Source organism: Methylobacterium hispanicum (assembly GCF_022179285.1).
In the GTDB taxonomy this organism is placed as follows: domain Bacteria; phylum Pseudomonadota; class Alphaproteobacteria; order Rhizobiales; family Beijerinckiaceae; genus Methylobacterium; species Methylobacterium hispanicum.
In genome coordinates this window covers 20,078-43,366 of the sequence record NZ_BPQO01000030.1, presented here as the reverse complement: position 1 = coordinate 43,366, position 23,289 = coordinate 20,078, and the positions used below count along the sequence as shown (strand labels likewise).

At 73.5% G+C, this 23,289-nt stretch carries 19 protein-coding genes and 1 riboswitch; of the genes, 9 read left to right on the top strand and 10 right to left on the bottom strand.

Annotated features, from left to right (window positions below; genetic code table 11):
* Nucleotides 1-33: 33 nt before the first annotated feature.
* Nucleotides 34-774, top strand: a complete 741-nt coding sequence (locus tag MFF56_RS26015; RefSeq protein ID WP_066923811.1) for a competence/damage-inducible protein A — start codon at nt 34-36, stop codon at nt 772-774.
* Between the two features lie 46 nt (nt 775-820).
* On the top strand, nt 821-1,681 hold the full coding sequence (locus MFF56_RS26010; protein ID WP_066923813.1) for a formate/nitrite transporter family protein: 861 nt from the start codon (nt 821-823) through the stop codon (nt 1,679-1,681).
* A gap of 252 nt (nt 1,682-1,933) precedes the next feature.
* On the opposite strand, the gene MFF56_RS26005 is transcribed toward MFF56_RS26010, so the two are convergent.
* The 4 genes from MFF56_RS26005 to MFF56_RS25990 form a co-directional block, all read right to left on the bottom strand.
* Nucleotides 1,934-3,115: a site-specific DNA-methyltransferase gene (locus tag MFF56_RS26005; protein ID WP_082773121.1), complete on the bottom strand. Its 1,182-nt coding sequence runs from the start codon at nt 3,113-3,115 to the stop codon at nt 1,934-1,936.
* Between the two features lie 232 nt (nt 3,116-3,347).
* Nucleotides 3,348-4,487 (bottom strand): glycosyltransferase, encoded by a 1,140-nt coding sequence (locus tag MFF56_RS26000; protein ID WP_238231706.1) that lies wholly within the window; start codon nt 4,485-4,487, stop codon nt 3,348-3,350.
* A gap of 22 nt (nt 4,488-4,509) precedes the next feature.
* The gene (locus MFF56_RS25995; RefSeq protein ID WP_082773177.1) at nt 4,510-6,384 is read right to left on the bottom strand and encodes an alpha/beta fold hydrolase; all 1,875 of its coding nucleotides are present in this window, start codon (nt 6,382-6,384) and stop codon (nt 4,510-4,512) included.
* A gap of 20 nt (nt 6,385-6,404) precedes the next feature.
* On the bottom strand, nt 6,405-7,217 hold the full coding sequence (locus MFF56_RS25990; RefSeq protein WP_066924513.1) for a WecB/TagA/CpsF family glycosyltransferase: 813 nt from the start codon (nt 7,215-7,217) through the stop codon (nt 6,405-6,407).
* A 293-nt stretch (nt 7,218-7,510) separates the two neighbouring features.
* Here MFF56_RS25990 and MFF56_RS25985 point away from each other — a divergent pair, with 293 nt between their 5' ends.
* Genes MFF56_RS25985 through MFF56_RS25975 form a run of 3 tightly spaced genes read left to right on the top strand, consistent with a single transcriptional unit; the run spans nt 7,511 to nt 11,047 of the window.
* Nucleotides 7,511-8,878, top strand: a complete 1,368-nt coding sequence (locus MFF56_RS25985; RefSeq protein WP_238231704.1) for a lipopolysaccharide biosynthesis protein — start codon at nt 7,511-7,513, stop codon at nt 8,876-8,878.
* Complete coding sequence (locus tag MFF56_RS25980) at nt 8,865-9,923, top strand: glycoside hydrolase family 5 protein (RefSeq protein WP_066920314.1); 1,059 nt, start codon at nt 8,865-8,867, stop codon at nt 9,921-9,923. The genes MFF56_RS25985 and MFF56_RS25980 overlap by 14 nt, the downstream gene beginning before the upstream one ends.
* A complete protein-coding gene (locus tag MFF56_RS25975) occupies nt 9,920-11,047 on the top strand; it encodes a glycosyltransferase family 4 protein (protein ID WP_238231702.1) in 1,128 nt (375 codons plus the stop codon). Before MFF56_RS25980 ends, MFF56_RS25975 begins: the two co-directional genes overlap by 4 nt.
* On the opposite strand, the gene MFF56_RS25970 is transcribed toward MFF56_RS25975, so the two are convergent.
* On the bottom strand, nt 11,048-11,704 hold the full coding sequence (locus MFF56_RS25970) for a GntR family transcriptional regulator (protein WP_066920316.1): 657 nt from the start codon (nt 11,702-11,704) through the stop codon (nt 11,048-11,050).
* 210 nt (nt 11,705-11,914) lie between these two features.
* On the opposite strand from MFF56_RS25970, the gene dctP reads away from it, so the two are divergent.
* The 3 genes from dctP to MFF56_RS25955 are packed head-to-tail and all read left to right on the top strand — an operon-like array spanning nt 11,915 to nt 14,990.
* The gene (gene dctP, locus MFF56_RS25965) at nt 11,915-12,937 is read left to right on the top strand and encodes a TRAP transporter substrate-binding protein DctP (protein ID WP_066920312.1); all 1,023 of its coding nucleotides are present in this window, start codon (nt 11,915-11,917) and stop codon (nt 12,935-12,937) included.
* Nucleotides 12,934-13,641 (top strand): TRAP transporter small permease, encoded by a 708-nt coding sequence (locus tag MFF56_RS25960; RefSeq protein WP_066920310.1) that lies wholly within the window; start codon nt 12,934-12,936, stop codon nt 13,639-13,641. The genes dctP and MFF56_RS25960 overlap by 4 nt, the downstream gene beginning before the upstream one ends.
* Nucleotides 13,638-14,990 (top strand): TRAP transporter large permease, encoded by a 1,353-nt coding sequence (locus tag MFF56_RS25955; protein WP_066920308.1) that lies wholly within the window; start codon nt 13,638-13,640, stop codon nt 14,988-14,990. Before MFF56_RS25960 ends, MFF56_RS25955 begins: the two co-directional genes overlap by 4 nt.
* A gap of 331 nt (nt 14,991-15,321) precedes the next feature.
* On the opposite strand, the gene MFF56_RS25950 is transcribed toward MFF56_RS25955, so the two are convergent.
* From MFF56_RS25950 to MFF56_RS25930, 5 genes are read right to left on the bottom strand one after another with little or no spacing between them, the layout of a single operon-like run.
* The gene (locus MFF56_RS25950) at nt 15,322-16,482 is read right to left on the bottom strand and encodes an acetyltransferase domain-containing protein (protein WP_066920860.1); all 1,161 of its coding nucleotides are present in this window, start codon (nt 16,480-16,482) and stop codon (nt 15,322-15,324) included.
* Nucleotides 16,483-16,505: 23 nt separating this feature from the next.
* Entirely contained in the window at nt 16,506-18,047 is a 1,542-nt protein-coding gene (locus MFF56_RS25945) for an ABC transporter permease (protein WP_066920852.1), read from the bottom strand.
* The gene (locus tag MFF56_RS25940; RefSeq protein ID WP_066920854.1) at nt 17,990-19,384 is read right to left on the bottom strand and encodes a DUF3526 domain-containing protein; all 1,395 of its coding nucleotides are present in this window, start codon (nt 19,382-19,384) and stop codon (nt 17,990-17,992) included. The genes MFF56_RS25945 and MFF56_RS25940 overlap by 58 nt, the downstream gene beginning before the upstream one ends.
* Nucleotides 19,381-20,121 (bottom strand): ABC transporter ATP-binding protein, encoded by a 741-nt coding sequence (locus MFF56_RS25935; RefSeq protein WP_197430522.1) that lies wholly within the window; start codon nt 20,119-20,121, stop codon nt 19,381-19,383. The genes MFF56_RS25940 and MFF56_RS25935 overlap by 4 nt, the downstream gene beginning before the upstream one ends.
* Complete coding sequence (locus MFF56_RS25930) at nt 20,121-22,355, bottom strand: TonB-dependent siderophore receptor (RefSeq protein ID WP_066920856.1); 2,235 nt, start codon at nt 22,353-22,355, stop codon at nt 20,121-20,123. Before MFF56_RS25930 ends, MFF56_RS25935 begins: the two co-directional genes overlap by 1 nt.
* A 99-nt stretch (nt 22,356-22,454) precedes the next feature.
* Nucleotides 22,455-22,663: riboswitch (cobalamin riboswitch) on the bottom strand.
* Between the two features lie 292 nt (nt 22,664-22,955).
* Between MFF56_RS25930 and MFF56_RS25925 the strand changes: the two genes are divergently transcribed.
* A complete protein-coding gene (locus MFF56_RS25925) occupies nt 22,956-23,276 on the top strand; it encodes a DMT family transporter (RefSeq protein WP_066920858.1) in 321 nt (106 codons plus the stop codon).
* The last annotated feature ends 13 nt before the right edge of the window (nt 23,277-23,289 follow it).

Sequence of the window (23,289 nt, the reverse complement as noted above, 5' to 3'; positions counted from 1 at the left end):
GCGCTATCTGCGGCGCGTCATCCCGAGGGCCGCATGAGCACAGATTCCGACGCCGTCACCGCCGCCGTCCTCGTGATCGGCGACGAGATCCTGTCCGGGCGCACCAAGGACAAGAACATCGGCACCATCGCCGACTACCTCACCGCCATCGGTATCGACCTGCGCGAGGTGCGCATCGTGCCGGATGTCGCCGAGGCGATCGTCGAGGCGGTGAACCAGCTCCGCGCCCGCCACACCTACCTGTTCACCACCGGCGGCATCGGGCCGACCCACGACGACATCACGGCCGATTGCGTGGCCGAGGCCTTCGGGGTCGGCATCGACGTCGATCCGCGCGCCAGGGCGATGCTGCTGGAGCGGCACAAGCCGGAAGATCTCAACGCGGCGCGCCTGCGCATGGCCCGCATCCCGGACGGGGCGGCGCTGATCCCGAACCCGATCTCGAAGGCGCCGGGCTTCCACATCGGCAACGTCTTCGTCATGGCGGGCGTGCCCGCGATCATGCAGGCGATGCTCGACCAGATCGGGCCGGGGCTCGCCCGCGGCGCGGCGATGCTCTCCGAGACGATCGAGGCGCGCGGCCTGCCGGAGGGCACCTATGCGGGCCGGCTCGGCGAGATCGCGGGCCGGCACCCGGGCGTGTCGGTCGGCTCCTACCCCTCGATGACGCAGACCGGCTTCCAGAACCGCATCGTGGTCCGCTCGAAGGACGCGGCGGCGCTGGGAGCGGCCCGCGCCGAGATCGAGGCGCTGGTGGCCGAACTTTCCGCCTGACGGGCGTCTTTCCTCACAGGGGCATCCGGCGGGCGGGGGAGGCGGCATGGGCGAGCGGGACGGGGGCGAGCGCGCGGAGGAGCGCGAGGCGCTCGACGACATCGTCCGCTCGATCGGCCGGCCCGACGCCTACGTCCTGCACGAGGTCATCCGCCGCAACGGCGACCAGGAGCTGCGCCGCCACGGGGGCGCGCTGTTCCTCTCGGCCTTCTCGGCGGGCCTGAGCATCGCCCTGTCGCTGATCGTGCCGGGCGCGCTGAAGGCGCACCTGCCCGCCGCCGAATGGGCCAAGGCGCTCAGCACCATGGGCTACGCCGTCGGCTTCCTCGTGGTGATCCTGGGCCGGCAGCAGCTCTTCACCGAGAACACCATCACGCCGGTGCTGCCGCTGCTGCACGACCGCACGCCGAAGACCGCGTGGCGCCTGGCTCGGCTCTGGGCGATCGTGCTCGCCGGCAACATCCTGGCGACGGCGGCCGTCGCCGCCGTGATCGTGCATGCGGGCGCCTTCCCGCCGGAGCTGCACGCGGCCTTCGCGGAGATCAGCCACCTCACGGTCGCGTTCGACTTCTGGCCGACCTGCGTCAAGGCGATCTTCGCCGGCTGGATCATCGCCCTGATGGTCTGGATCCTGCCCGCGACCGGCACGGCCGCGACCCTCGTCATCGTGCTGATGACCTGGCTCGTCGCGCTCTGCGGCCTGGAGCACATCGTGGCGGGCTCGGTCGAGGCGTTCTACCTCGTGATGACCGGGGCGGCCTCGCTCAACGACTACGCGTTCCGCTTCTTCGTGCCGACGCTCCTCGGCAACGTCTTCGGCGGCGTCGCCCTGGTCGCGGTGCTGAACTTCGGGCAGGTCGCGCCCGAAGTCGAGGAGGGCAAGGAGGCGGACGGGGAGAGGACCTGACTTTCCGCTTGAAGGGGTGCCTTCGCGGATGAACCGGAACCGCTTTCCCGGACGCCTGGAACGGAGTGGACGGTGATCCGGGATCCAGAGAGCGATGTGCCGCGAAGCGGCCCGATCTTCGGCGACGTTGCAGAACTCGGACGCTGCGCGACTTTGTGCGCTGGGTCCCGGATCACCCTCCGCTGACGCTCCGGGCGTCCGGGAAAGGGTGGTGCGGCCGAGACCGCAGCGCCGCTTCCCGGGGAGACGGCCTCACCCCGCCATCGCGGCGCGCATCCTCTCGCGGAAGGCGTCGATCACCACCGGGCGGCCGTCGCGCTCGGCGTGCCAGAAGGTCCAGCCGTTGCAGGCCGGCAGGCCCTGGACCAGCGCGCCGATCTTGTGGATCGAGCCGGCGACCGGGCCGACGCCGAGCTGGCCGTCCGGGCGCACCGTCGCCTTGAAGCGGCGGCGCTCGTCGGTCAGCGTCTCGCCCGGCCGGACGTGCCCGGCCTCGATCACGCTGAGGAAGGGCACGCGCGGCTCGGCGCGCTTAGGCAGCGCCACCATCAGGGCGGCCTGCGAGAGCGGCGTCACCGCGGCGATGCGCGCGCGCGCGGCCTCGGCGTAGCTCTCCTCCCGCTCGATCCCGATGAAGCGGCGCCCGAGGCGCCGGGCCACCGCGCCGGTGGTGCCGGTGCCGAAGAACGGGTCGAGCACCACGTCGCCGGGATTGGTCGAGGAGAGGAGCGTGCGGGCGAGCAGCGCCTCGGGCTTCTGCGTCGGGTGCAGCTTCTGGCCGTCGGAGCCCTTCAGGCGCTCCTCGCCCGTGCAGAGCGGGATGAACCAGTCCGAGCGCATCTGGAGGTCCTCGTTGCCTCCTTTGAGCGCCTCGTAGTGGAAGGTGTAGCCCTTCGATTCGGCCGAGCGGGAGGCCCAGATCAGCGTCTCGTGGGCGTTGGTGAAGCGCTTTCCGCGGAAGTTCGGCATCGGGTTGGCCTTGCGCCAGACGATGTCGTTCAGGATCCAGTAACCGAGATCCTGCAACGCGCTCCCGACCCGGAAGATGTTGTGGTACGACCCGATCACCCAGAGGGTCGCGTTCGGCTTCATCACCCGGCGGCAGGCGGCGAGCCAGTCGCGCGTGAAGGCGTCGTAGGCACCGAACGTATCGAACTTGTCCCAGTCGTCGTCGACCGCGTCGACGCGGCTCTGGTCGGGCCTGAGCAGGCCCGCCGTGCCGAGCTGGAGGTTGTAGGGCGGGTCCGCGAAGACGCAGTCCACGGAGGACGCCGGCAGGGCGTTCATCCGGGCGACGCAGTCGCCGAGGAGCACCTCGTCGAGAGGTAGGCGCTGGGCGGGTACGAGACCCATCCGCGGCGCCGGCGTCCGCCCGGTACGCGAGACCTGTTTCCGGGCGGGTGCGCCAGCGACCACGGTACGCGGGGAAGCCATGGCAAACACCGGTTACGCGACTGACCAGGGGACCATGCCGCCGGTACGGTAAAGGCCGGGTTTGCCGCGGTTGCGGTCCGTGTCCCGATATGGGGCTGCAGATTTTGCCGGGTGCCGAGCCGCGCGGCCCGTCCCCCGATCCTGTGCTTCGCCTCGTCCTCGGCCCCGCCGCCGTCGTCCCGCGCCGCGTCGCCGCTCGGGGGGAGGGGCGTGCCGGCGCGGCGCCGCCGGCTCACCCGAAGCCGTAGAGACCCGCGTGCCGCTCGGCGATGTCCGGCCAGCGCAGGGCCCGGAAGGCGGCGGCGTCGAGGTCCGGGGCCGCCGCGGACGGGCAATCCAGGAGGGCGCGGATCCGCGATGCCGTCGCCGCGGTGCCGTCGTGCCGGACGGTGGCGCTCCGGAGCCAGTCCGGCGTCTTGTCCGAGTGGGTGGTGACGACGGCCAGGCCGTGCTCCAGGCAGGCGATGGCCGAGCCGCGCTTCTCGCTGACGCCGTCCGGGAAGGGCAGCAGGGCGACGCGCGCCCGCGATAGCTCCTCCGACACCCGCTCCGGCTCGGCGTCGAGCACGAGCCGCAGGCCCTGTGCCCCCGCCCGCTCCGCCACCGCCCGGAAGACCGGGCAGGCGCGGTCCGGGGCGGAGCCGATCACGACGGCCTCGACATCCGGCGCCGCGGCCCGGACGCGCTCGGCCACGTCGAGGAACGCTTCGAGCCCCTTGCCCGGGCCGATCTGACCGAAATAGACCAGCGCGCGCGCCCGCTCCGAGGCCGGGGGAGCGCCCCGCACCGCGATGTTCGAGCCGATCGGCACCACCTGCGTCCGGCAGCGTCGGACCGGGAAGAAGCGCTCGAAGGCCTGCCGCTCGTGGGCGTTCGAGAAGATCACCGTCGCCCGCGAGAGGGCGAAGGGCAGCATGTAGAGCTTGCGGACCCGCCCGAAGATCGTGAACTCGTGCAGCGTCAGGTAGAGCCGCGATCCGCCGATCGTGAGCGGTGCGAGCCCGACCGCCGGGGAGCGGCCCATGTCCAGGGAGGGATACTGGATGTGCAGCACGTCACGCCCGCCGAGGCCGCAGCGCAGCCGGATCCGCGCCAGGCCGGCGAGCGACCAGCGCGGCAGGCGCTCCAGCCGCACGTCGATCCCGCGGGCGGCGACGACCGCGCGGAGCCGGTCCGCATAGTCGGCGACGCCGCAGCGTACCCCCTCCCGCCCCGTGACAGCCAGGACGGCGCGCCGCGCGGTGCCGTCCGCCGCGCGCGCAGGTACGGCGGCACCGAGGCGGCGCACCAGCCGGCCGAGGCTGGCGGGCGCGCGCGGGCCCGAGCCGGCTTCCTGCGTCGCCCCGTGTCCGAACATGGTCCTGCCCGTCATCGCTCGATCCGTCTTCCGTCCGTCAGATCCGGGCCGACACCGCGCCCGCGGGCACCGCGCCCTGCGCCTCCGCGCGCTGCCGCGCGTCCGCCGGCCCGCGGGCCGACCGTCGGGCGGGGATGCGGGCGCGTTCGGTCGTGTCGGCCGCGTCCCGCAGGACCTGCGTCAGGATCGCGAACAGGCGGTCCTGGTCGGCCGGAAGGCTGAAGCTGTGATCGACCCCCTCCAGCACCGTGACCGGGTAGCCGAGCCGGCGCGCGAGGCGCGCGGCCGCCCGGCCGGTATGGGCCCCCAGATGCGTGCGCAGGGCGGGCATGCCCATGTCGCCCGCGCTGTAGACCAGCCGGATCCGTGCGCCGCGGCGGCGCAGCCGTGCGATCTCGCCGACGACGCTCCCGCGGCCCGGCAGCGCGCGGGCGAGCCGCGCCGCGCCGCGCGCCGCCATCGCGCGCCCGTCCCGCCAGAGGGCCCGCACCACCGTCCCGAGACGGATCTCGCCGCCGAGGATCCGGCGCCAGAACCGGCCCTGCCGGGCCCGCTCGGCGTAGCTCACCGTGCCGCGGAACGCGTCGCGGATCATCGCCTCCACGTCGGTGCCGGGCTTCAGCGCGAAGCAGTACGGGTTGACCAGGACCGCCGCCGCCAGGCGGGCCTCGGCGCAGAGGGCGCGGAAGGCCAGGTAGCCGCCGCTGCAGGTGCCCAGGACGACGACCGGTCCGGCCTGCCGGCTCGCGAGGTGGTCGAGCGCGGCGCGCACGTCGTCGATCGCGTCCGCGGCGTAGACCGGCAGCCCGCCGTCGGGCCGGTCGGCGCTGTCGCCGATGCCGCGCGCGTCGAAGCGCAGGGAGGCGACGCCGTCCGCGGCGAGCCTGCGGGCGAGCCGGGTCGTCTGCCGGCCCTGGCCCGAGCGCACGTTCCGGCCGGAATTCACGAAGAGGACGGCCGGTCCGGCCGGGTGCGCGTCCGGCGGCCCACACAGGGTGCCGACGAGGCCCGGCCCGAACCGGGCGGTCTCCTCGGTCCAGCCCGCGCCCGCGATGCGGCACGGCGCCCTCGGCGCCCGCGCGGGCATGCTCCGCGGGAGCGCGCCCGCGCAGGCGAAGTCCCGGACCGCCGCGAAGGTCGCCTCGGGCGCGGTGGCGAAGAGCGGGTCGGAGACGAGCTGGGTGAGGTCGGGGAAGGGGCCCGCCTCCACCGCGCCGCCGAGGCTGCGGTAGTGGCCCGCGAGCGCGTCCGTGCGGGCGCCGAGCAGCAGCACCCGCGCGGGCGCGGCAGCCGACTCCGCGGCCGGCTCCGCCGCCGGATCGAGCCGCGCCAGCGCGGCGAGCGCGTCCGGCCCGAGATGGAAGCTGCCGACGAGGAGGGAGCCGGGGGGCTGCGCGATCGGCGTGCGGTCCGGCAGGACGTCGAGCAGGCGCGCCTGCATCGTCATCTCGCGCAGGTAGGCCTTGCCGGTCGCGAAGGGCGCCAGCAGCGCGAGCCGCTCGACGCCGCCCTCCCGCGCGGCGAGCGCCGCCAGGGTGGCGCCGAGCCGGAGGCCGACGAGCACGATCTCGTCCGCCCCGCCCTCCGCGCGCAGGAAGGCGATGCCCTGCCGGATCGCCCGGACCGAGGCGGCGATCGCGTCCTCGCCCGGGGATGCGTCCCGGGAATCCCCCTGGCCCGGGTAATCGAGCCGCAGCGTGGCGCATCCGGCGGCCGCGATCGAGCGGGCGAGGCCGCGCCACGCCCGGTAGGCGCAGAGCTGCTCGAAGCCGTAGGTTCCGCACAGGAGGACACCGCGGCGGCTCGATCCGGGGGCGAACCAGCCGTGCAGGCCCTCGAACGCGACCGGGATCTCCGGCTCCGGCCGGCGCGCGTCCGCGGCCTGCGCGCGGGGGGCGTGGGTCTGCGACACGGGACGGCTCCGCGGCACGGTCAGGGCGCGCTCAGCGCGTCGGCGCGGCGCGCCCGCACCAGCGTCGCGAGGCGGAGCCGCACGATCATGCCGAGGAACAGCGCGGCCTCGACGGTGTAGCGGCGCCCGAGGCGGCGCGGCTCCCGCATTAGCCGGTAGAGCCACTCGAGCCGCAGGAGCCGCACGGGCGCGGGCGCCCGCACGGCGATGCCCGCCGTGTAGTCGATCAGCGCGCCCACCCCCATGAGGAGCCGCGCGTCGATCCGGTGCGCGTGCTCGGCGATGAAGGTCTCCTGGTCCGGGTTCCCCAGGGCGACGAGCAGGATGTCGGGCGCCGCCGCGTTGATCTCGGCAATCACCGCGTCGGTGTCCGCGGGGGCGAAGTAGCCGTGCCGCGTGCCGACGACCCGGTGCTGGGGATAGCGCAGGGCGAGGTTGCGCGCCGCCGCCTCGGCGACGCCGGGCCGCGCGCCGAGCAGGAACACGGTCCGCTCCCGCGCGTCGCCGCCGAGCAGGGCCGGGACGAAATCCGTTCCGTTGAGGTTTTCCCGGAAGAAGCGGCCGCGGAACAGGAGCGAGCACAGGTCGAGGCCGACCCCGTCGCTGAGGAGGACGAGGTTCTTCAGGGTCCCCGCGTAGCTCGCCGAGCAGAGCGCCTTCAGCAGCATGTTGGCGTTGCAGAAGCCGAGCGCGACCTGCCGCCCCTGGTCCATGGCCGCGCGCAGATGCTCGAACGCCGCCGCGCGGGTGAGATCGTGGACCGCGACCGCCTCGATCTCGAAGCGGTCGTCGGGCCAGGAAGGCGGGCTCGGATCGACCTTCGACTGTGACATGGAGCGCTCCGGGGCCGTCGCATCGCGACGGGTTGCAGGGCCGTCATTCCTGCGAAATCTAACCATTGCCCGGTGGATTGGAGGTGAACTCGACGCGCGCGAAGATGATTAACGTTCGCTGTGGTTAATGGCGGGTCGCGAGGGTGTGCGAAACTTGTCGAAATCGTGAAGGGACCTGCGGCTTTTCAGGGCGTCCCGTTAATCCCGCGCTAGTCCGCCCCGTGATAGCCGGTTTCCGGTCGGCTGCCGGGTGGGGTGGCCGACCGAGACCCGTCAGGGAGACGCGGCGCCCCATGCACAAGCTCGTCGCAACGATCCGGCGCTCGGCCCTGTCCGGCCAGTTCGCTACGGCCTTCGTCGCGCGCTTCGCGAGCGCGATCCTCGGCTTCCTGACGCTGCTGACGGCCAGCCGCCTGCTCGGCACCTACGAGTACGGCATCTACGTCTTCCTGTTCGCGATCGGCAGCGGCCTCGGCCTCGTCGCCGTGCTCGGCCAGCACAACCTCCTGCTGAAGCATTACCGGATGGACGCCGGCTCCGGCGCGGCCAACGGCGTGCTCGTGCGCCACAACGTCGTCTGGCTCGGCCTCGCGCTGGCGTTCCTGCTGGCCTCGGGCGCGGTGGTCGTGGTGGCGGAGCGCTCCCTGCCCGATCCCTACGACAGGCTCCATCTCGCCTTCGCCTTCGCGGCGGTGTTCGCGGTGAGCGAGTACCTGCAGAACTTCTTCCGCATCCAGCGCCGCTTCGCCCTGGCGCTGCTGCCCCGGGAGATCGTGTGGCGGGGTGGCTCAGCGCTGCTGCTCTGGCTCGGCGCGCTCGCGGGCGTGCTCCACGGGGCGACCGAGGCGATGGTGCTGGTGCTGGCCCTGTTCGTCGCCGCCACCGCCTTCCAGCTCGTTCACCTCGTCCGCCTGCACGGGTCCGACCTGCGGCCGGGGGGCGCCGTGGCGGCCCCGGCCGAGCGGGCCGTCTGGCGCTCACAGAGCCTGTACTTCACCGCCAACAACGGCGTGCACGCGCTCTCGCTCTACCTCGAGACCGTGATCGTCGGCGCGGTGCTCGGCATGGAGGAGGCCGCCTTCTACTTCGTCGCCCTGCGCTACGCGACGCTGCTGCTGCTGCCGGTCGCGGCCATCGACACCGTCGGCCTGCCCATGGCCGCGGCGCGTATCCAGGCCGCGGACTGGTCCGGCCTCCAGCGCCTCGTCGCCCGCCTCTCCCTCGCGAGCTTCCTGATCTCCGTGACCGGCGCCCTCGGCATGCTCGTCGTCGGGCCCTACGCGCTCGCCCTGTTCAAGCCGGATTTCGTCGCCCATCTCGACGTCCTGCTGGTGCTCTGCCTCTCCTCCGTCGTCACGGCCTTCTTCGGGTCGGGCGTGTCCCTCCTGATGATCGGCGGCGGGGAGCGCTTCCTGCTCGTCAACAACGCCGTGCTGTTCGCAATCTACGGGCTGCTGCTCTGCGGCCTCGCCGACGTCCTGGGCATGCTCGGGGTGGCGGTCGCCAACCTCGTGCTGACGCTGAGCTACAACCTGCGGATGAGTTCCTGGGTGCGGCGGCGCTGGGGCGTCGACAACATGGCGACGGCGGTCCTGCGTCCCTCCGTCGGGGGCGGCCTGCCCCGGCCGACGCCGCATCCGGTGCCCCATGCGGCCGGCTGAGTGCGGGCCGCGCGGCCTCCGGCTCGCGCCGCCGTCCGTCGCGGTCTGCCTCGCCCTCGCCGGGGCGAGCGTCCCGGCCGCGCGGGCCGCGGAGCCGGCCTGCCTGCGCGGGGTGAACCTGAGCGGGCCCGAGTTCGGCGCCCTGCCGGGCCGCCACGGCACCGACTACGCCTATCCGTCGGCGCGGACGATCGCCCGGTTCGGTGCCCTCGGCCTCACGGCCGTGCGGCTGCCGGTGCGCTGGGAGCGGCTGCAGCCGCGGACGGCCGAGCCCCTCGACGCGGCGGAACTGCTGCGCCTCGACGCGGCGGTGGTCGCGGCCAAGCTCGCCGGGATGCGCACGGTGATCGACCTGCACAACTTCGCCTATCACGGCCGGGACCGCATCGGCACCGGCGCGGCGACGCGGGCCGCCTTCGCGGATGTCTGGCGCCGGCTCGCCGCGCATTTCCGCAGCGAGCCCGCCGTCGCCTTCGGGCTGATGAACGAGCCCTACGACATCCCCGCGGCGGAGTGGCTCCCGGCCGCGAACGCCGCGGTGGCGGCGATCCGCGACGTGGGCGCGCGCCAGCTCGTGCTGGTGCCGGGCACGCTCTGGACGGGGGTGCACAGCTGGGAGGCCGACACGCCGCTCGGCAACAACGCCCGCACGATGCCGGGCCTCGTCGATCCGGGCGAGAACGCCGCCTACGACGTGCACCAGTATCTCGACGCCGACTTCTCGGGCGGCTCGGGGGCCTGCCCGCGCGGCGCCGACGCGCTCGCTGCCGTCGAGCGCCTGACCGGCTGGCTCTTGCGGAACCGCGCCCGGGCCTATCTCGGCGAGGTCGGCGCCTCCGCGCAGGCCGGCTGCCCGGAGCACCTCGCCGCCATCCTGGCCCACGTGAACGCCCATCCCGCCCAGTGGGTCGGCTGGGCCGCCTGGGGCGCGGGCGACTGGTGGCCGCCATCCTACCACTTCCGGATCGAGCCGGGCGCGGGCCCGCTCTCCGCGGTGATCGAGGCCGCCGCCCGCGCGGCGCCCCGCTGCGGGGGGCGCCCGTGACCGACCGCCTCGCCGTCCTGCACGTCGTCCGCCAGTTCCTGCCGAACCGCGGCGGGCTGGAGGACTTCGTCGCCAACCTCGCCCGCGCGCAGGTGCGCCTCGGCCACGACGTCCGGGTGCTGACCCTCGACCGCCTGTTCTCGGAACCGGGCCGGAGGCTCGCGGCCCGGGAGACGATCGACGGCGTCGCGGTCGAGCGGATGCCCTTCCGCGGCTCGTCGCGCTACCCCCTGGCGCCGGGCTTCCTGGGCCGGCTCAAGGGCGCCGACATCGTCCACGTCCACGCGATCGACTTCTTCTTCGACGCGCTCGCCCTGACGCGACCTCTGCACCGCCTGCCGCTGGTCGCCACGACCCATGGCGGCTTCTTCCACACCCAGGCCCATGCCGGGCTAAAGCGGCTCTGGTTCAACGGGCCGACCCGCGCCTCGGCGCGCGCCTACGGCGCCGTCGTCGGCTGCAGCGGGAGCGACGCGCGCCAGTTCGCCGCGATCGTGCCGGGGGGCGTGCCGGTGATCGAGAACGGCGTCGATCTCGCCAAGTTCGCGGGGGCCGCGAGCCCGGCGCCCTGCCGGACCCTGCTGACGCTCGGCCGTTTCTCGCACAACAAGCGCCTCGACCGGCTGATCGCGCTGATGCGCGAACTCCGGGCGGAGGAGGCCGGCTGGCGGCTCCGGATCGTCGGCGTGCCCTCGGACCTGACGGTCGCCGACCTGACGGCGCAGATCGAGGCGGCGGGGCTCGTCGGGGCGGTCGGCGTCCATGCGGGGCTCGACGCCGCCGGGGTGCGGGACCTGATCGGGGAGGCCAGCCTCTTCGTCTCGGCCTCCGAGTACGAGGGCTTCGGCATCGCGCTGGTCGAGGCGATGAGCGCCGGGCTGGTGCCGGTGGTCCACCCGAACGCCTCCTTCACGGACCTCGCGGCCCGGCACCCCGGCATCGCGCTCTGCGATTTCGCGGACCCGGCCGCGGCGGCGCGGGCGGTGCGGGAGGCCTACGGTGCCCTGGCCGCACGGGGACAACCGCCCGCCGAGGATCTCGCCCGCTACGCCTGGGCCGGGGTCGCGGCCCGCTACCTCGACACCTACGCGCAGGTCCGCGCGCGAGAGCGGCGCGCCGCCTGATCAGGCCGCGTCGCCGATCGCCCGCAGGCTCATCATCAGGTCGGTGAAGCGGTCGCCCTGCACCAGCACGTGCCCGCGCAGGCGCTCGGCGGCCGCCGCCTCGTCGCCCGCGAGGATCGCCGCCACCACCGCCTCGTGCTCGGCGAGCGACTGGCCGAGCCGGTGCCGCGCCCGCAGCTGCAGCCGCCGGTAGGGCGCCAGCCGCCGGTGCAGGTTGTAGGCCTGCTCGCACAGGAAGGCGTTGCGGCTCGCCCGGTAGATCACCGTGTGGAAGGTGTGGTTCTCCTCGTAATAGGCCTCCGTGTCGCCCGATGCCGCGGCCGTGGCGCAGGCCGCGAGCGCCGCCCGGAGCGCCGCCTCGTCCGCCTGCACGAGGCGGCGGGCCGCGAAGCGCCCGCAGGACGCCTCCAGCTCGGCCATCGTCTCGAACATCGCGAACAGGAGGTCGGGTGCGGGCGCGCTCACCACGGCGCCCCGGCGCGGCTTGGTCTCCACCAGCCCGGTCACCGCGAGCTGCAGCAGCGCCTCCCGGATCGGCGTGCGCGAGACCCCGAAGCGCTCGGCGAGCTGCGCCTCGTCGAGCCGGGAACCCGCGGCGAGCCGCCCCGCCACGATCTCCTCCTCGATCACCTGCCGGAGACGCTGTGCCTGGCTCATGTCCGTCGTCCCGTCCGCCGTCCCGTCCGCCGCTCCCGACATCCCCGTCCGTCGTTCCGGTCGCGCGGCCCGGCCGTTCCGTCGGCATTCTACGGACGCGTTGACAAAATATACAAGGCGGTCTTTTCTCCATATTCGAAGTGGCATCAAGTATACGTGATGCGCTGCAATAAATAACAGAGCCGCCCTTGTGCGGTGCGGGAGAGAACGATGACGCCGACACGCCGTACCCTGCTCGCCGCCGGTCTCGCCGCGCCGGCCATCCTCCGCTTCGGTCTGGGCGCGGCCCAGGCCGCGACCACCCTGAAGATCTCGCACCAGTTCCCCGGCGGCACGATCGACGAGGGCGATTTCCGCGACCGGATGTGCCGCAAGTTCGCCAAGGCGGTGACCGAGCGCTCGAAGGGCGCGCTGGAGGTGCAGGTCTATCCGGGCTCCTCGCTGATGAAGACGAACGCCCAGTTCGGCGCCATGCGCAAGGGCGCGCTCGACATGTCGCTCTACCCCTCGCCTTACGCGGGCGGCGAGGTGCCGGAGACGAATATCGGCCTGATGCCCGCGCTGGTGACCTCCTACCAGCAGGCGCTCGCCTGGAAGGCGGCCCCCGTCGGCCGCAAGCTCACCGAGATCCTCGAGGCCAAGGGCATCGTCCTCGTCTCCTGGGTCTGGCAGGCCGGCGGCGTGGCGAGCCGCGAGCGCCCGCTCGTGACGCCCGACGACGCCCGGGGCCTGAAGGTCCGCGGCGGCTCGCGCGAGATGGACCTGATGATGAAGCAGGCGGGGGCGGCGACCCTCTCGATCCCCTCGAACGAGTCCTACGCCGCCATGCAGACGGGCGCCTGCGACGCGGTGATCACCTCCTCCACCAGCCTGATCTCCTTCCGCCTGGAGGAGCTGTCGAAGGCCCTGACGTCGGGCCGCGAGCGCTCCTACTGGTTCATGCTGGAGCCGATCATGATGTCGAAGATCGTGTTCGAGCGCCTGCCCAAGGACAGCCAAGACCTGATCATGGCGGTCGGCGCCGAGCTGGAATCCTTCGGCCAGGAGGGCGCCAAGGCCGACGACACCCGCGTCGAGGAGCTGTTCGCCAAGGCCGGCGCCAAGGTGCAGAACCTCGACGAGCCGACGATGGGCCGCTGGCGCACCATCGCCCGCGACACCGCCTGGAAGGACTACGCCAACAAGAGCGCGACCTGCGCGGAGCTCCTCAAGCTCGCGGAGCAGGTCGCGTGAGCCACGGCTTCGACGCGGCCACCGCCGCCACCGAGACGCAGGCGGGGCCCGCCCCGCGTCTGCCCGGCCTCCTCGGCGCGGTCGAGCACGCCATCGGCCTGCTCAACCGCCTCATCCTCGGCCTCGGCGGGCTCGCGCTCGTCGCCGCCTGCCTCGTGCTGAGCTACTCCGTCCTCATCCGCTACGTCCTGCACGAGCCGACCGAGTGGCAGGACGAGATGGCCGTCTTCCTCATCATCGGCGCCACCTTCGGGTCCGCCGCCGCCGTCCAGGCCAAGCGCGGGCACGTGGCCATCGAGGCGCTGACCGGTCTCCTGCCGGCCGGCGTCAACCGCGTCCGCCTCGTCCTGGTCGATGCCGTCAGCCTCGCCTTCTGCCTGTTCTTCGCCTGGAAGAGCTGGTCGCTCGACCACGAGGCCTGGGTCGACGGCCAGGTCTCGCAATCCACCTGGGGGCCCCCGCTCTGGATCCCCTACACGATGATGGCGCTCGGCATGAGCCTGCTCTGCCTGCAGCTCGCCCTGCAGATCGCCGCGGCGCTGGCCCGCGGGCCCCGCAGCGCCGGCTGGGCCGAGCCCAAGATCGGCGTCGGAGCCGACCTCAACCGCGACGTCCGCGACCGTCCCGACCTCACCCCCCGCGGACCCGACCCGATGGGCACCACGGTCGCCACCGCCAACCCCAACGCAGGAGCCAAGCGATGAGCGTGGCCGCCATCGGCGCCCTCTACGCGGGCGCCACCCTCACCGCCATGCTCGCCGGCATCCCCATCGCCTTCGCGCTGGGTGCCGTCGCGCTGGTCTTCATGCTGGCCTTCATGCCCGGCGCCTCCCTCGATACGGTCGCCCAGAACGTCTACGAGGAGATGGCCTCGATCACGCTGCTCTCGATCCCGCTCTTCATCCTCAAGGGCGCGGCCATCGGGCGCTCGAAGGCGGGCCAGGACCTCTACTCGGCCATGCACGCCTGGATGCACCGCATCCCCGGGGGCCTCGGCATCGCCAACGTCTTCGCCTGCGCGCTGTTCGCCGCCATGGCCGGCTCCTCGCCCGCCACCTGCTCGGCCATCGGCTCGGCCGGCATCCCGGAGATGCGCAAGCGCGGCTACTCGCCGGGATTCGCCGCGGGCATCATCGCGGCGGGCGGCACGCTCGGCATCCTCCTGCCGCCCTCCATCACCATGATCCTCTACGCGGTGGCCGCCGAGCAGTCGCTCGGCCGGCTGTTCCTGGCCGGGATCGGGCCGGGCCTGCTGCTCGTCGGGCTGTTCGCCGCCTGGTCGGTCTACCGCTTCCGGCACGAGTACGGGGTGGCGAAAGCCGCCTACGCGGCCGGCGGCCCCGCCTCGCCGATCCTGGCGGAGGACCGCTACAGCATGGGCGAGCGCTTCTCGACCCTGCCGCGGGTTCTGCCCTTCGTGGTGCTGCTCACGGGCGTGATGGTGGCGCTCTACGGCGGCTACGCCACGCCCTCCGAGACGGCGGGGCTCGGCGGGCTTCTGGCGCTCGCGCTGATCGCGCTGATCTACGGGGTGTGGCGCACGAAGGACGTCGGGCCGATCCTGACGGCGACGCTGCGCGAATCGACGATGTTGATGCTGATCATCGGCATGTCGCTGCTCTACGCCTACGTGATGAGCTACCTGCACATCTCGCAATCGGCGGCGGCCGCGATCGTGGCGATGCAGCTCTCGCCCTGGCTGCTGCTGGTGACGATCCTGGCGCTGGTGATCGCGCTGGGCTTCTTCCTGCCGCCGGTCTCGATCATCCTGATGACGGCGCCGATCATCCTGCCGCCCCTGAAGGCGGCGGGCTTCGACCTGGTCTGGTTCGGGGTCGTGATGACGATCACGATGGAGATGGGGCTGATCCACCCGCCGGTGGGCTTGAACATCTTCGTGATCAAGAACATCGCGCCCGATATCCCGCTCTCGGACATCATCTGGGGCACGCTGCCCTTCGTGATCCTGATGGCGGTGGCGATCCTCGTGCTCTGCCTCGTGCCCGGCATCGCCATGTGGCTGCCCGACACCCTCCTGCCCACAACGCGGTAGGGTGCGCGCCCCCCTCTCCCCGCGCTCCTACGGGAGGCACGCAACGCCTTGCTGATATCCTCGGCGCTCTTCCCTCCCCCCTCTGCGGGGGAGGGTGGCCCCTGCGTCAGCAGGGGTCGGGAGAGGGGAACCCGGCTTCAGGCAACGGCGCGGCCTTATGCAGGGCACCGCCTCTGCCTGAAGCGTTCACCCCTCTCCCGTCACCCTTCGGGTGCTTCCCTCCCCCGCAGAGGGGGGAGGGAAGAGCGCGAAGGGCTTCGCCCGGGATGTGTGAACATCGATAGCTTCGCACGGGGAAGGGGGAACGAACCTCAGCACCGTGAAAGCGGCCTCAGAGATAGCTCAGCCCCGGCCAAGCGGCCCGGCGTTTCAACCCGACCATCCAGCGGCAAGCCAGCCAGAGCGGCAGGCTCAGACACGCCGTGACGAGCCAGATCTGCCACGGCGCGGCGAGTTCGACCCCGCCGGAGCGGCCGCCGAGGCCGAGCGCCAGGGCGGCGTCGTGGATCAGCCGCAGCAGCCAGAGATGGGCGAGGTAGAAGAACAGCGGCGCGCCGCCGAAGCTGCGCAGCCAGCCCAGGCCGGCGGCGGGGAGCCGCTCGAACAGCGCGAGGAGCGCGAGCCCGAGACCCAGCGTCAGCAGCAGGAAGTCGGCCGAGGGCGGGTACTTGGTCAGGTTGACGAAGGACAGGACGGTCAGGAGCGGCGTCGGACCGGCCTGCCACGGAACCGGCTCGCCGTAGCCGTCGAGCCCGCGCAGGACCAAGAAGGCCCCGAGCAGCGCCCCGCCGAGCGCGAGCAGCCGGCGCTGCCGGAGCGCGGGCGAGGTGGTTCCCGCGAAGAGCGGCCCGAGCGCGTAGCCTGCCGCGATCACGCCGATCCAGGGCAGCACCGGGTAGGAGGTGCGCGCCGCGCCCCAGGGCAGCGGCAGCATCCCGCGCTGGTGCAGGATCGACCAGAGCGCGTAGCCGGTCTCCTCCGGCGCGAGCCGCACCGGGTCGAGCAGGTTGTGGCCGAACATGACGAGGAGCGCGAGGCCGGCGAGGAGCCGGCGCGGCAGCCAGAGCAGGCCGGCGAGCGCCACCATGCTGATCCCGATCGCCCAGATCACCTGCAGGTAGAGGATCGGCGGGAAGAGGCTTCGGGTCCAGGCGAGGTTGACCAGGGTGATCTCGAGCAGGATCAGCAGCAGCCCGCGCTTCAGCAGGAAGAGGCTGACGGCGCCCCGGTCGCCGTGCTTCTGCCCGTAGAGGTTCGCCGAGAGGCCGGTGAGCAGGAGGAAGACCGGCGCGCAGACGTGCGAGGCGGCCCGCGTCAGGACCAGGTCGGGCGGCGTCGCGGCGAGGTTCATCGGGTCGCCGACCTGCGCGTGCAGGTAGAAGAACTCGCGCACGTGATCGACGAGCATCAGCAGCATGACGAGGCCGCGCAGCGCGTCGATCGAGCCGATGCGGGCTCGCACGGCGGGGGGCGCGGCCGTGTTGGGCATCATCCGGGTCACCGTCTCGTGAGAGGTCAGGCCGGCCACCTGCGCAGCCGGCGATGGGCGAGCGCCGCCAGCGCGAGTGCCATGGCGACGAGCGCCGCGAGGCTGAGCCCGGCCTGGTGCCGGGCCGCCGCCAGGGCCGGGGCTGGCGCGAAGGCCGGCACGGCGTCGTAGGCGTCGAAGTCGAGCCGCGCCGGGCAGCCGGCGCAGACCGGGACCGGATCGAGCGCCTGGGCGAGGATGCGCGGCTCGAAGAAGGCGCGCAGGTCGCGGCGATACGCGGTGCTCGCCGCCAGGAAGGCGGCGTGCCGGGCGGCGTCCGTGCCCGCGGCTTTCTCCAGCGCCAGCGCCAGCGCGCTCGCGGGCGAGAGCAGGGCGAGGCGCCCGCTCCAGGCCGCCAGGGCGCGGGCATGCGCGCCGAGGGCCGCCCGGGTCTGCCCGAGCGCCGCGTCGTAGAAGGCGTCGCGGGCGAGCCGCTTGATCTCGGGCTTCTCGGATGGGCCCGGCCGAGCGGCGGCCTCGGGGGCGCGTGCGGCGAGCCACGCACTCGCGACCCGCGTGCCGGTCTCGCCCGCGTAGAACGCCGCCTGCGCCTGCCGGCTCGTGTCGATCGCCGCGATGCGGGAGGGGCGCGGCGCGAGCAGGTCCACCGCGAGGCCGAGCGCGGTGGGCAGGGCGACGGTGAGGCCGGCCCAGGCGAGGACGAGGATCGCGAGCGCCGCGACCGCCCCGCGCCAGAGGCTTGCGGCGAGCGCGCAGGCCGCGACCCAGAACAGGGTGTAGGCGGCGAGACATGCGGCGATGAGCGCCAGCACGCCGCCCCAGCCCGCGAGCGGGCCGGCCCAGCCGGCCGCGAGCAGCGCCAGCCCTGTCCCCCCGAGCACGCCCGCGAGCGCGACGAGCCCCACGGCCCCGAACTTCGCGGCGGCGACCCGGCGCGGGCCGACCGGCTGGGCCGCGATCAGCCTCAGGATCCCGGTATCCTGTTCCGCGGCCAGCCGCGTGCCCGCGAGCGCGATCACGGCGAGCGGCACGAGGTAGACCAGCACGAAGGCGAGGTCGAAGGCGCCGAGCCGGAGCCGGGCGGCGCTGCCGAGCTCGTAGGCGGTATCGTCGAAGACCGTGCTGAAGCCGAAGCTGATCCGCATCAAGGCGGGCTGCACGTCGGACTGGCCGGCGGCGAGGTGCGCGAGCGGCGTCGGCGGCTTCACCGCGTGGGCGGCCAGGAAGTAGGTCATGTAGCCGAAGGCGTCGGTGGGGTCCTGCCAGTAGTTCACGGTGATCGGGCTCGGCCGGGCGTAGCGCGCGTGCGCCGCGCGGGCCTCGCGCACGGTGCGCGCGCCGTCGTCTTCCGCCTGCGCGATTGCGGCGCGCACCGTCTCGACGCGCTCGGCGCCCGTGCGGGCGGCGAGGCAGAGGGCCGCGAGGAGGGCCGCCAGGATCGCCCAGGTCAGGCGTTCGCGCAGGACGAGGCGCAGCTCGGCGGCGACGAGGCGGGAGAAGCGGGCGGCGCTCAGGGCTTCAGCCTCCGGACGAGCGGCACGGCGAGCGCCGCGAGCGCCCCGAGCCACAGGGCGAGGATCAGGGCCGGCACGCGCGCGTCGGCGAGCGCGCGGGCGAGGGGCAGCGGCGCGTGCGCGAAGGGCGGGATCTCCTGCCAGAGTTCCGGCCCGGCCACGAGCACCCGGCCGCCGCCCTGCGGGTGGTCGCGGATCTCGGCGTTCATCCGCTCCGAGATGGTGCGGCGGTAGCGCTCCGCCGCCCAGACGAAGTGGGCGTGCGCGGCGAAGTCGGTGCCGGCCAGCGTCTGCGACAGGGCCTGCAGGGCGACGCGCGGGGAGATGAGGCCCGCGTAGGCCGCCGCCCGCTCCTGGGCGGCGAGGCTGTCGAAGAAGGCGCCGAGCTCGCGGTCGTAGACCGCGAAGTTGTGGCTCTCGTTCTCGGACATCATCAGGCCGCGCAGGTCGACCGGCAGCTCGTCCGGATCGCTCGCGCCGTAGCGGGCCAGCACCTCGCGGACGCGTGTGTCGTTCGCCTCCGCCGTGCGATGCGCCCGGAAGCCGGCATCGATCCGGGCGCGCACCGCGCGGTAGGGGAGGGCGGGCCGCACCAGCTCGACGCCCGCGCCCGCGAGCCGCGGGGCGGCGACGCAGAGCAGCACCCAGGCGGCGAGCGAGACGGAGAGCGCGCCGCGCGCCGTGCGGGCGACCAGCGAGGCCAGCATGGCGACGAGCAGGAAGGCGCCCGCATAGGCGAGCTGGGCCGCGACCCAGGCGATGAGGCGCGGCCAGACCTGCCAGCCCTCCGAGCCGAGGCTCAGGGCCGCGAGCGCCCCGAGCCCGAGCAGCGGCGGCCCGACCACGAGCGCCAGCGCCACGAGGAGGGCGGCGAGGCGCCCGGCGAAGAGCCGGCCCGGCGGCACGCCGTTGCCGAGCGCGAGGCGGAGCGTGCCGCGCTCCCGGTCGGCCGCGAAGGCCGAGAAGCCCATGAGGATCGCGGCGAGCGGCACCACCAGCTGCACGATGTCGGCGACGCTGCCGAGGCCGGCGCGGGCAAGAGGGCCCGCATCCTGCACGGCGCGGTAGACGGCGTCGTTGAACAGGTGCGCCTCCACCCGCACCATCCGGCCCGTATAGGGCTCGGTGCCGGGGTCGAGCACCGCGAGCGGCGCGGAGGGGCGGAACACCCAGAGGCCGTAATGGTCGGCGGAATGCGGGTTCTTGGCGTCCTGCCCGAGCCAGCGGTCGCGCTCCGCGGCGGTGATGCGCGCGACCTCCGCGCCGTAGGCGGCGGCCTCCCGCCACGCGGCGAGCCCGGCGACGGCGAGGAGCAGGACGAGCACGGCGCCGATCCAGCGCAGGCGCACGTCGCGCAAGGTCAGGGCGAGTTCGGCCGCGACCCGCCTCACGCCGCGCTCCCCGCGAGCCGCTCGATGTAGAGCCGCTCCAGCGCGACGTGGTCGAGGCTCCTCGGGTCGATCTCCTCGACGATGCGGCCGGCGCCGAGCACGCCGACCCGGTCGGCCATCTCGCGCACCCGGTAGAGGTCGTGCGTCGCCATCAGCACGGCGCTGCCGCGCGCGGCCGCCGCCCGCACCGTGCCGGAGAACTCGGCCGCGGCGCCCGGATCGAGGCCCGAGGTCGGCTCGTCGAGGAGCAGCAGCCCGGCCCGGCGGGCGAGCGCGATCGCGATGCCGACCTTCTGGCGCATGCCCTTCGAGTAGGCGCCGGCCGGCCGGTCGTGGGCGTCCGCGCCGAGGCCGGCCTCGGCCAGCAGCGCGCGGCCTTCCGTCTTCGGGAGGTCGAGCCCGGCGAGCGTCGCGATGTAGCGCAGGTTCTCCAGCCCCGAGAGCGTGGGATAGAGCGCGACCTGCTCGGGGATGTAGGCGACGTGCGCCCGTGCGCCCACCGGGTCGGCCCCCGCATCGACGCCCCGCACCCGCACCGTGCCCGCATCCGCCCGCAGGAAGCCGAGGATCAGGTTGATCGTCGTGGTCTTGCCGGCCCCGTTCGGCCCGAGGAGCGCGAAGACCTCGCCCGGGCGCAGGCTGAGATCGAGGCCCGCGAGCGCGGTGCGCGGGCCGAAGCGCTTGACGACGCCCTGCAGCGCCAGGACGGTCCGATCGACGGGCATCTCCTCCGCCATCAGAACCGCACCGTCATCGTGCCGGTGAAGCGGCGCGGCGCGCCCGGATAGACCCGGAAGGCATTGAGCGAGCTTTCGTAATACTCGGTGTCGAACACGTTCTCGACGTTGAGCGCGAAGCGGAAATTCTCGTAGCGCCAGTAGGCGAGCGCGTCGACCGCGATGTAGGCCGGCAGCTTGAAGCCGTTGGCGGCGTCGCCCGCCCGCTCGCCGACGCCGCGCACGCCGCCGCCGATGCCGAACCCCTTCCAGAGGCCGGCCTGCACCTCGTGCACGGCGAGCAGGCTGCCGGAGTGGCGCGGCACGTTGATGAGCGGCGCACCCACGGGGAGCACGTTGTCCTCGGTCACGACCGCGTCGGCGAAGACGTAGCCAGCCAGGATCTTGATCTCCGGGGTGATCTGGCCGGCGGCGGTCAGCTCGAAGCCCTGGCTGCGCACCGCGCCGGCCGCCAGCGAGAAGCCGCTGTTGGCGGGGTCCGCCGTCAGCACGTTCCGGCGCTCGACCCGGAAGGCCGCCGCGGTGAGCCCGAGCGCGCCGCCGAACAGGTCGAGCTTGGCGCCGACCTCGTAGCCGAGCCCGGTCTCGGGCGCGAAGGGCCCGGAGCGCGCCACCGCCGCGGCGTCCGGGCCGATATTCGGCCGGAAGCTCGTGCCGACATTGGTGTAGAGCGCCAGTTCCGGAATCGGCTGGTAGACGAGGCCCGCCCGCGGCGAGGCCGCCGCCCGCGACTGCTCGGTGAGCGAGCGCGGGATGCGCTCCAGGAAGGATTGCTCGAAGAAGTCGAAGCGCACGCCGAGGAGCGCCTTCCACTCGGGGCTCAAGCTCAGCTGGTCCTGGGCGTAGAGGGCGGTGTTCGTCACCCGCTCCAGGTTGTTGCGCGGGATGGTGAGCGGCGGCAGCGGCTGGCCGTAGCCGGGGTTGTAGATGTCGATGCTGTAGGGGCTCGTGCGAAAGTTCGAGCGGAGATACAGCACGCGGCTGTCCGTGCTCTCGCGCTCGAAGCCGAGGAGCAGGGTGTGGCCGATGCCGGCCGTGTCGAAGCGCCCGACGAGTTCGGCCTGGCCGATCGCCACGTCCCAGCGGTAGTCGCGCACGTTGCGGTCGCGCGCCACCGTGCGGTTGTCGGCGGCGATGCTCCTGATCTCGGCGGATTCGCCCTCCAGCGACCCGGTGTTGAAATGGGTGGCGAGCCGCATCTGCCAGTCGGCGTCGAAGCGGTGATCGATGCGGATCTGCATCGTGTCGTTCGACTGGTAGGTGCTCTGGCCGGGCTCCCCGAGGAAGCGCGAGATCGGCAGCAGGCCGAGCTGGCGGTTGATCGCGATGACGCCGCGGTCGAACACGATGCGGTTGCGCAGGAACTCGGTCTCGACGGTCACGCGGGTGTCGGGCGTGACCTGCCAGCTGATGACGGGCGCGACGAGGAGCCGGTCGCCGTCCACGAAATCGCGAAAGCTCCCCTGGCGCCCGCCCGCGAGGTTGAAGCGGTAGAGCAGCGTGCCGTCCTCGTTCAGCGCGCCGCCCGCATCGACCGTGCCGCGGAACTGCTCGAACGAGCCCCAGAGCCCGCCCATCTCGACGAAGCGCTCGGTCGTCGGCTGCTTGGTGATGATGTTGACGAGGCCGCCGGGGTCGCTGCGTCCGAACAGGCCGCCGCCGGGGCCCTTCAGCACCTCGATGCGCTCGACGTTCTGGGTGTCGGGCGGCGGCGGGGTGCCGCGGTTGATCGGGAACCCGTTCTTGTAGAGTTCGGAGGTGGTGACGCCGCGGATCGCGTAGCTGAACACCGAGAGGCCGCCGAAATTGTTCTGCTGCGCCACGCCCGGCGTGTAGCTGAGCACCCGGTCGACCCGGGTGGCGGCCAGATCCGTGATCACCTCGCGCGGCGCCACGGTGACGATCTGGGGCACTTCGCGCTGGGGCGTGTCCGTCCGCGTCGCGCTCACCGCGCGGTCGGCCCGGTAGCCGGGCGTCGGCCCGATCAGGCCGATCGCGCCCCGCGCCGTGGTGGTGCCGGGCGCCGCACCGTTGCCGACGCCCTCGGGCCCGACGCTCTCGACCGACAGCTCTCCCAGCGTCACGCTGTCCTGCGCGCGGGCCTCCGGCAGCGGTGCTCCGGCCGAGAGCGCGGCCGCGAGCGCGAGGCGCGGTGCGCGCCGCCCCCGCGCGGCGGGCGCGGGACGGTTCGCGGCAAGGTCGGCGTTCGGGCTCGGACGGCGGATCACCGGCATGCTCAAGGTTGCCGGTCGGCGGCCGAGCGGATGCCTGCGCGGGCGCGTCCCGAGGGTACGCATCCGCGCACGCGCTCCGCCGGGACACCCCGCCCGGGGGACGTGACAACGCGCAAGGCAGGTCTCCTGGCTCGCGGATCATCGCCCCGGCCTGGCCTTCCCGGTGCGACGCACCAGTGACCATGGGCGGCAGGGGCTCGCCGCGTACAGTTGCGGGGGCAGCTTCGGCATCGCTCCGGGGAGCCGACCGAATTCCCTCTTAGCCCGCGCGCCGGGAGCGCGCGGGAACCTTGGCCGGAAGACCTTCGCCTTGACTGCGGGCGCAGTCAACACGGCGGATGCGATTGCGCAACGTTATAACGTAATTTTTCTGGGGGCGGATCGGATCCGCGCGTCGAGGCGGCGGGCGAACAGGGTTGAGGGCCAGCCCCCCCGCGAGCGGGCGACACGGCGGCCGCCGTCCCGGCCTCCGAGATCGCCCGCGGGCGCGGATTGACCGCGCCGCGCCCTCGCCCTATCCCGCCGGCCGGCGAGGCCACGTCCTCCCCCCGCGCGCGGGGCACAAGTCCGGGACGGCCCGGCCCTTTCAGGAGGGCCGACATGGCCTGGATCTATCTCACCGCCGCCGGCCTGCTCGAGGTCGCCTGGGCCTACGCGATGAAGCAGTCGGCGGGCTTCACGCGCCCCGGGCCGACCGCGATCATGGCCGTGACGATGGCCGGCAGCTTCGGCCTGCTGGCGCTGGCCCTGCGGACGCTGCCGCTGGGCACCGCCTACACGATCTGGACCGGGATCGGCGCCGTCGGCGCCTTCCTCGTCGGCATCACCGTGCTCGGCGAGGAGGTCGGCGCCCTCCGCCTCGCCGCGGCGGCCCTGATCGTCTCCGGGCTCGTCCTGATGAAGCTGTCGAGCGCGCACTGAACCGGGGCCCCCT

What these genes read in the sequence shown, in the direction of transcription:
- MFF56_RS25935 (WP_197430522.1), bottom strand. Translation starts at nt 20,121, where the DNA reads ATGGCGGAGGAGATGCCCGTCGATCGGACCGTCCTGGCGCTGCAGGGC.
- MFF56_RS26010 (WP_066923813.1), top strand. Translation starts at nt 821, where the DNA reads ATGGGCGAGCGGGACGGGGGCGAGCGCGCGGAGGAGCGCGAGGCGCTC.
- MFF56_RS25925 (WP_066920858.1), top strand. Translation starts at nt 22,956, where the DNA reads ATGGCCTGGATCTATCTCACCGCCGCCGGCCTGCTCGAGGTCGCCTGG.
- dctP (WP_066920312.1), top strand. Translation starts at nt 11,915, where the DNA reads ATGACGCCGACACGCCGTACCCTGCTCGCCGCCGGTCTCGCCGCGCCG.
- MFF56_RS25970 (WP_066920316.1), bottom strand. Translation starts at nt 11,704, where the DNA reads ATGAGCCAGGCACAGCGTCTCCGGCAGGTGATCGAGGAGGAGATCGTG.
- MFF56_RS25950 (WP_066920860.1), bottom strand. Translation starts at nt 16,482, where the DNA reads ATGATGCCCAACACGGCCGCGCCCCCCGCCGTGCGAGCCCGCATCGGC.
- MFF56_RS26015 (WP_066923811.1), top strand. Translation starts at nt 34, where the DNA reads ATGAGCACAGATTCCGACGCCGTCACCGCCGCCGTCCTCGTGATCGGC.
- MFF56_RS26000 (WP_238231706.1), bottom strand. Translation starts at nt 4,487, where the DNA reads ATGACGGGCAGGACCATGTTCGGACACGGGGCGACGCAGGAAGCCGGC.
- MFF56_RS25985 (WP_238231704.1), top strand. Translation starts at nt 7,511, where the DNA reads ATGCACAAGCTCGTCGCAACGATCCGGCGCTCGGCCCTGTCCGGCCAG.
- MFF56_RS25980 (WP_066920314.1), top strand. Translation starts at nt 8,865, where the DNA reads ATGCGGCCGGCTGAGTGCGGGCCGCGCGGCCTCCGGCTCGCGCCGCCG.
- MFF56_RS25955 (WP_066920308.1), top strand. Translation starts at nt 13,638, where the DNA reads ATGAGCGTGGCCGCCATCGGCGCCCTCTACGCGGGCGCCACCCTCACC.
- MFF56_RS25990 (WP_066924513.1), bottom strand. Translation starts at nt 7,217, where the DNA reads ATGTCACAGTCGAAGGTCGATCCGAGCCCGCCTTCCTGGCCCGACGAC.
- MFF56_RS26005 (WP_082773121.1), bottom strand. Translation starts at nt 3,115, where the DNA reads ATGGCTTCCCCGCGTACCGTGGTCGCTGGCGCACCCGCCCGGAAACAG.
- MFF56_RS25930 (WP_066920856.1), bottom strand. Translation starts at nt 22,355, where the DNA reads ATGCCGGTGATCCGCCGTCCGAGCCCGAACGCCGACCTTGCCGCGAAC.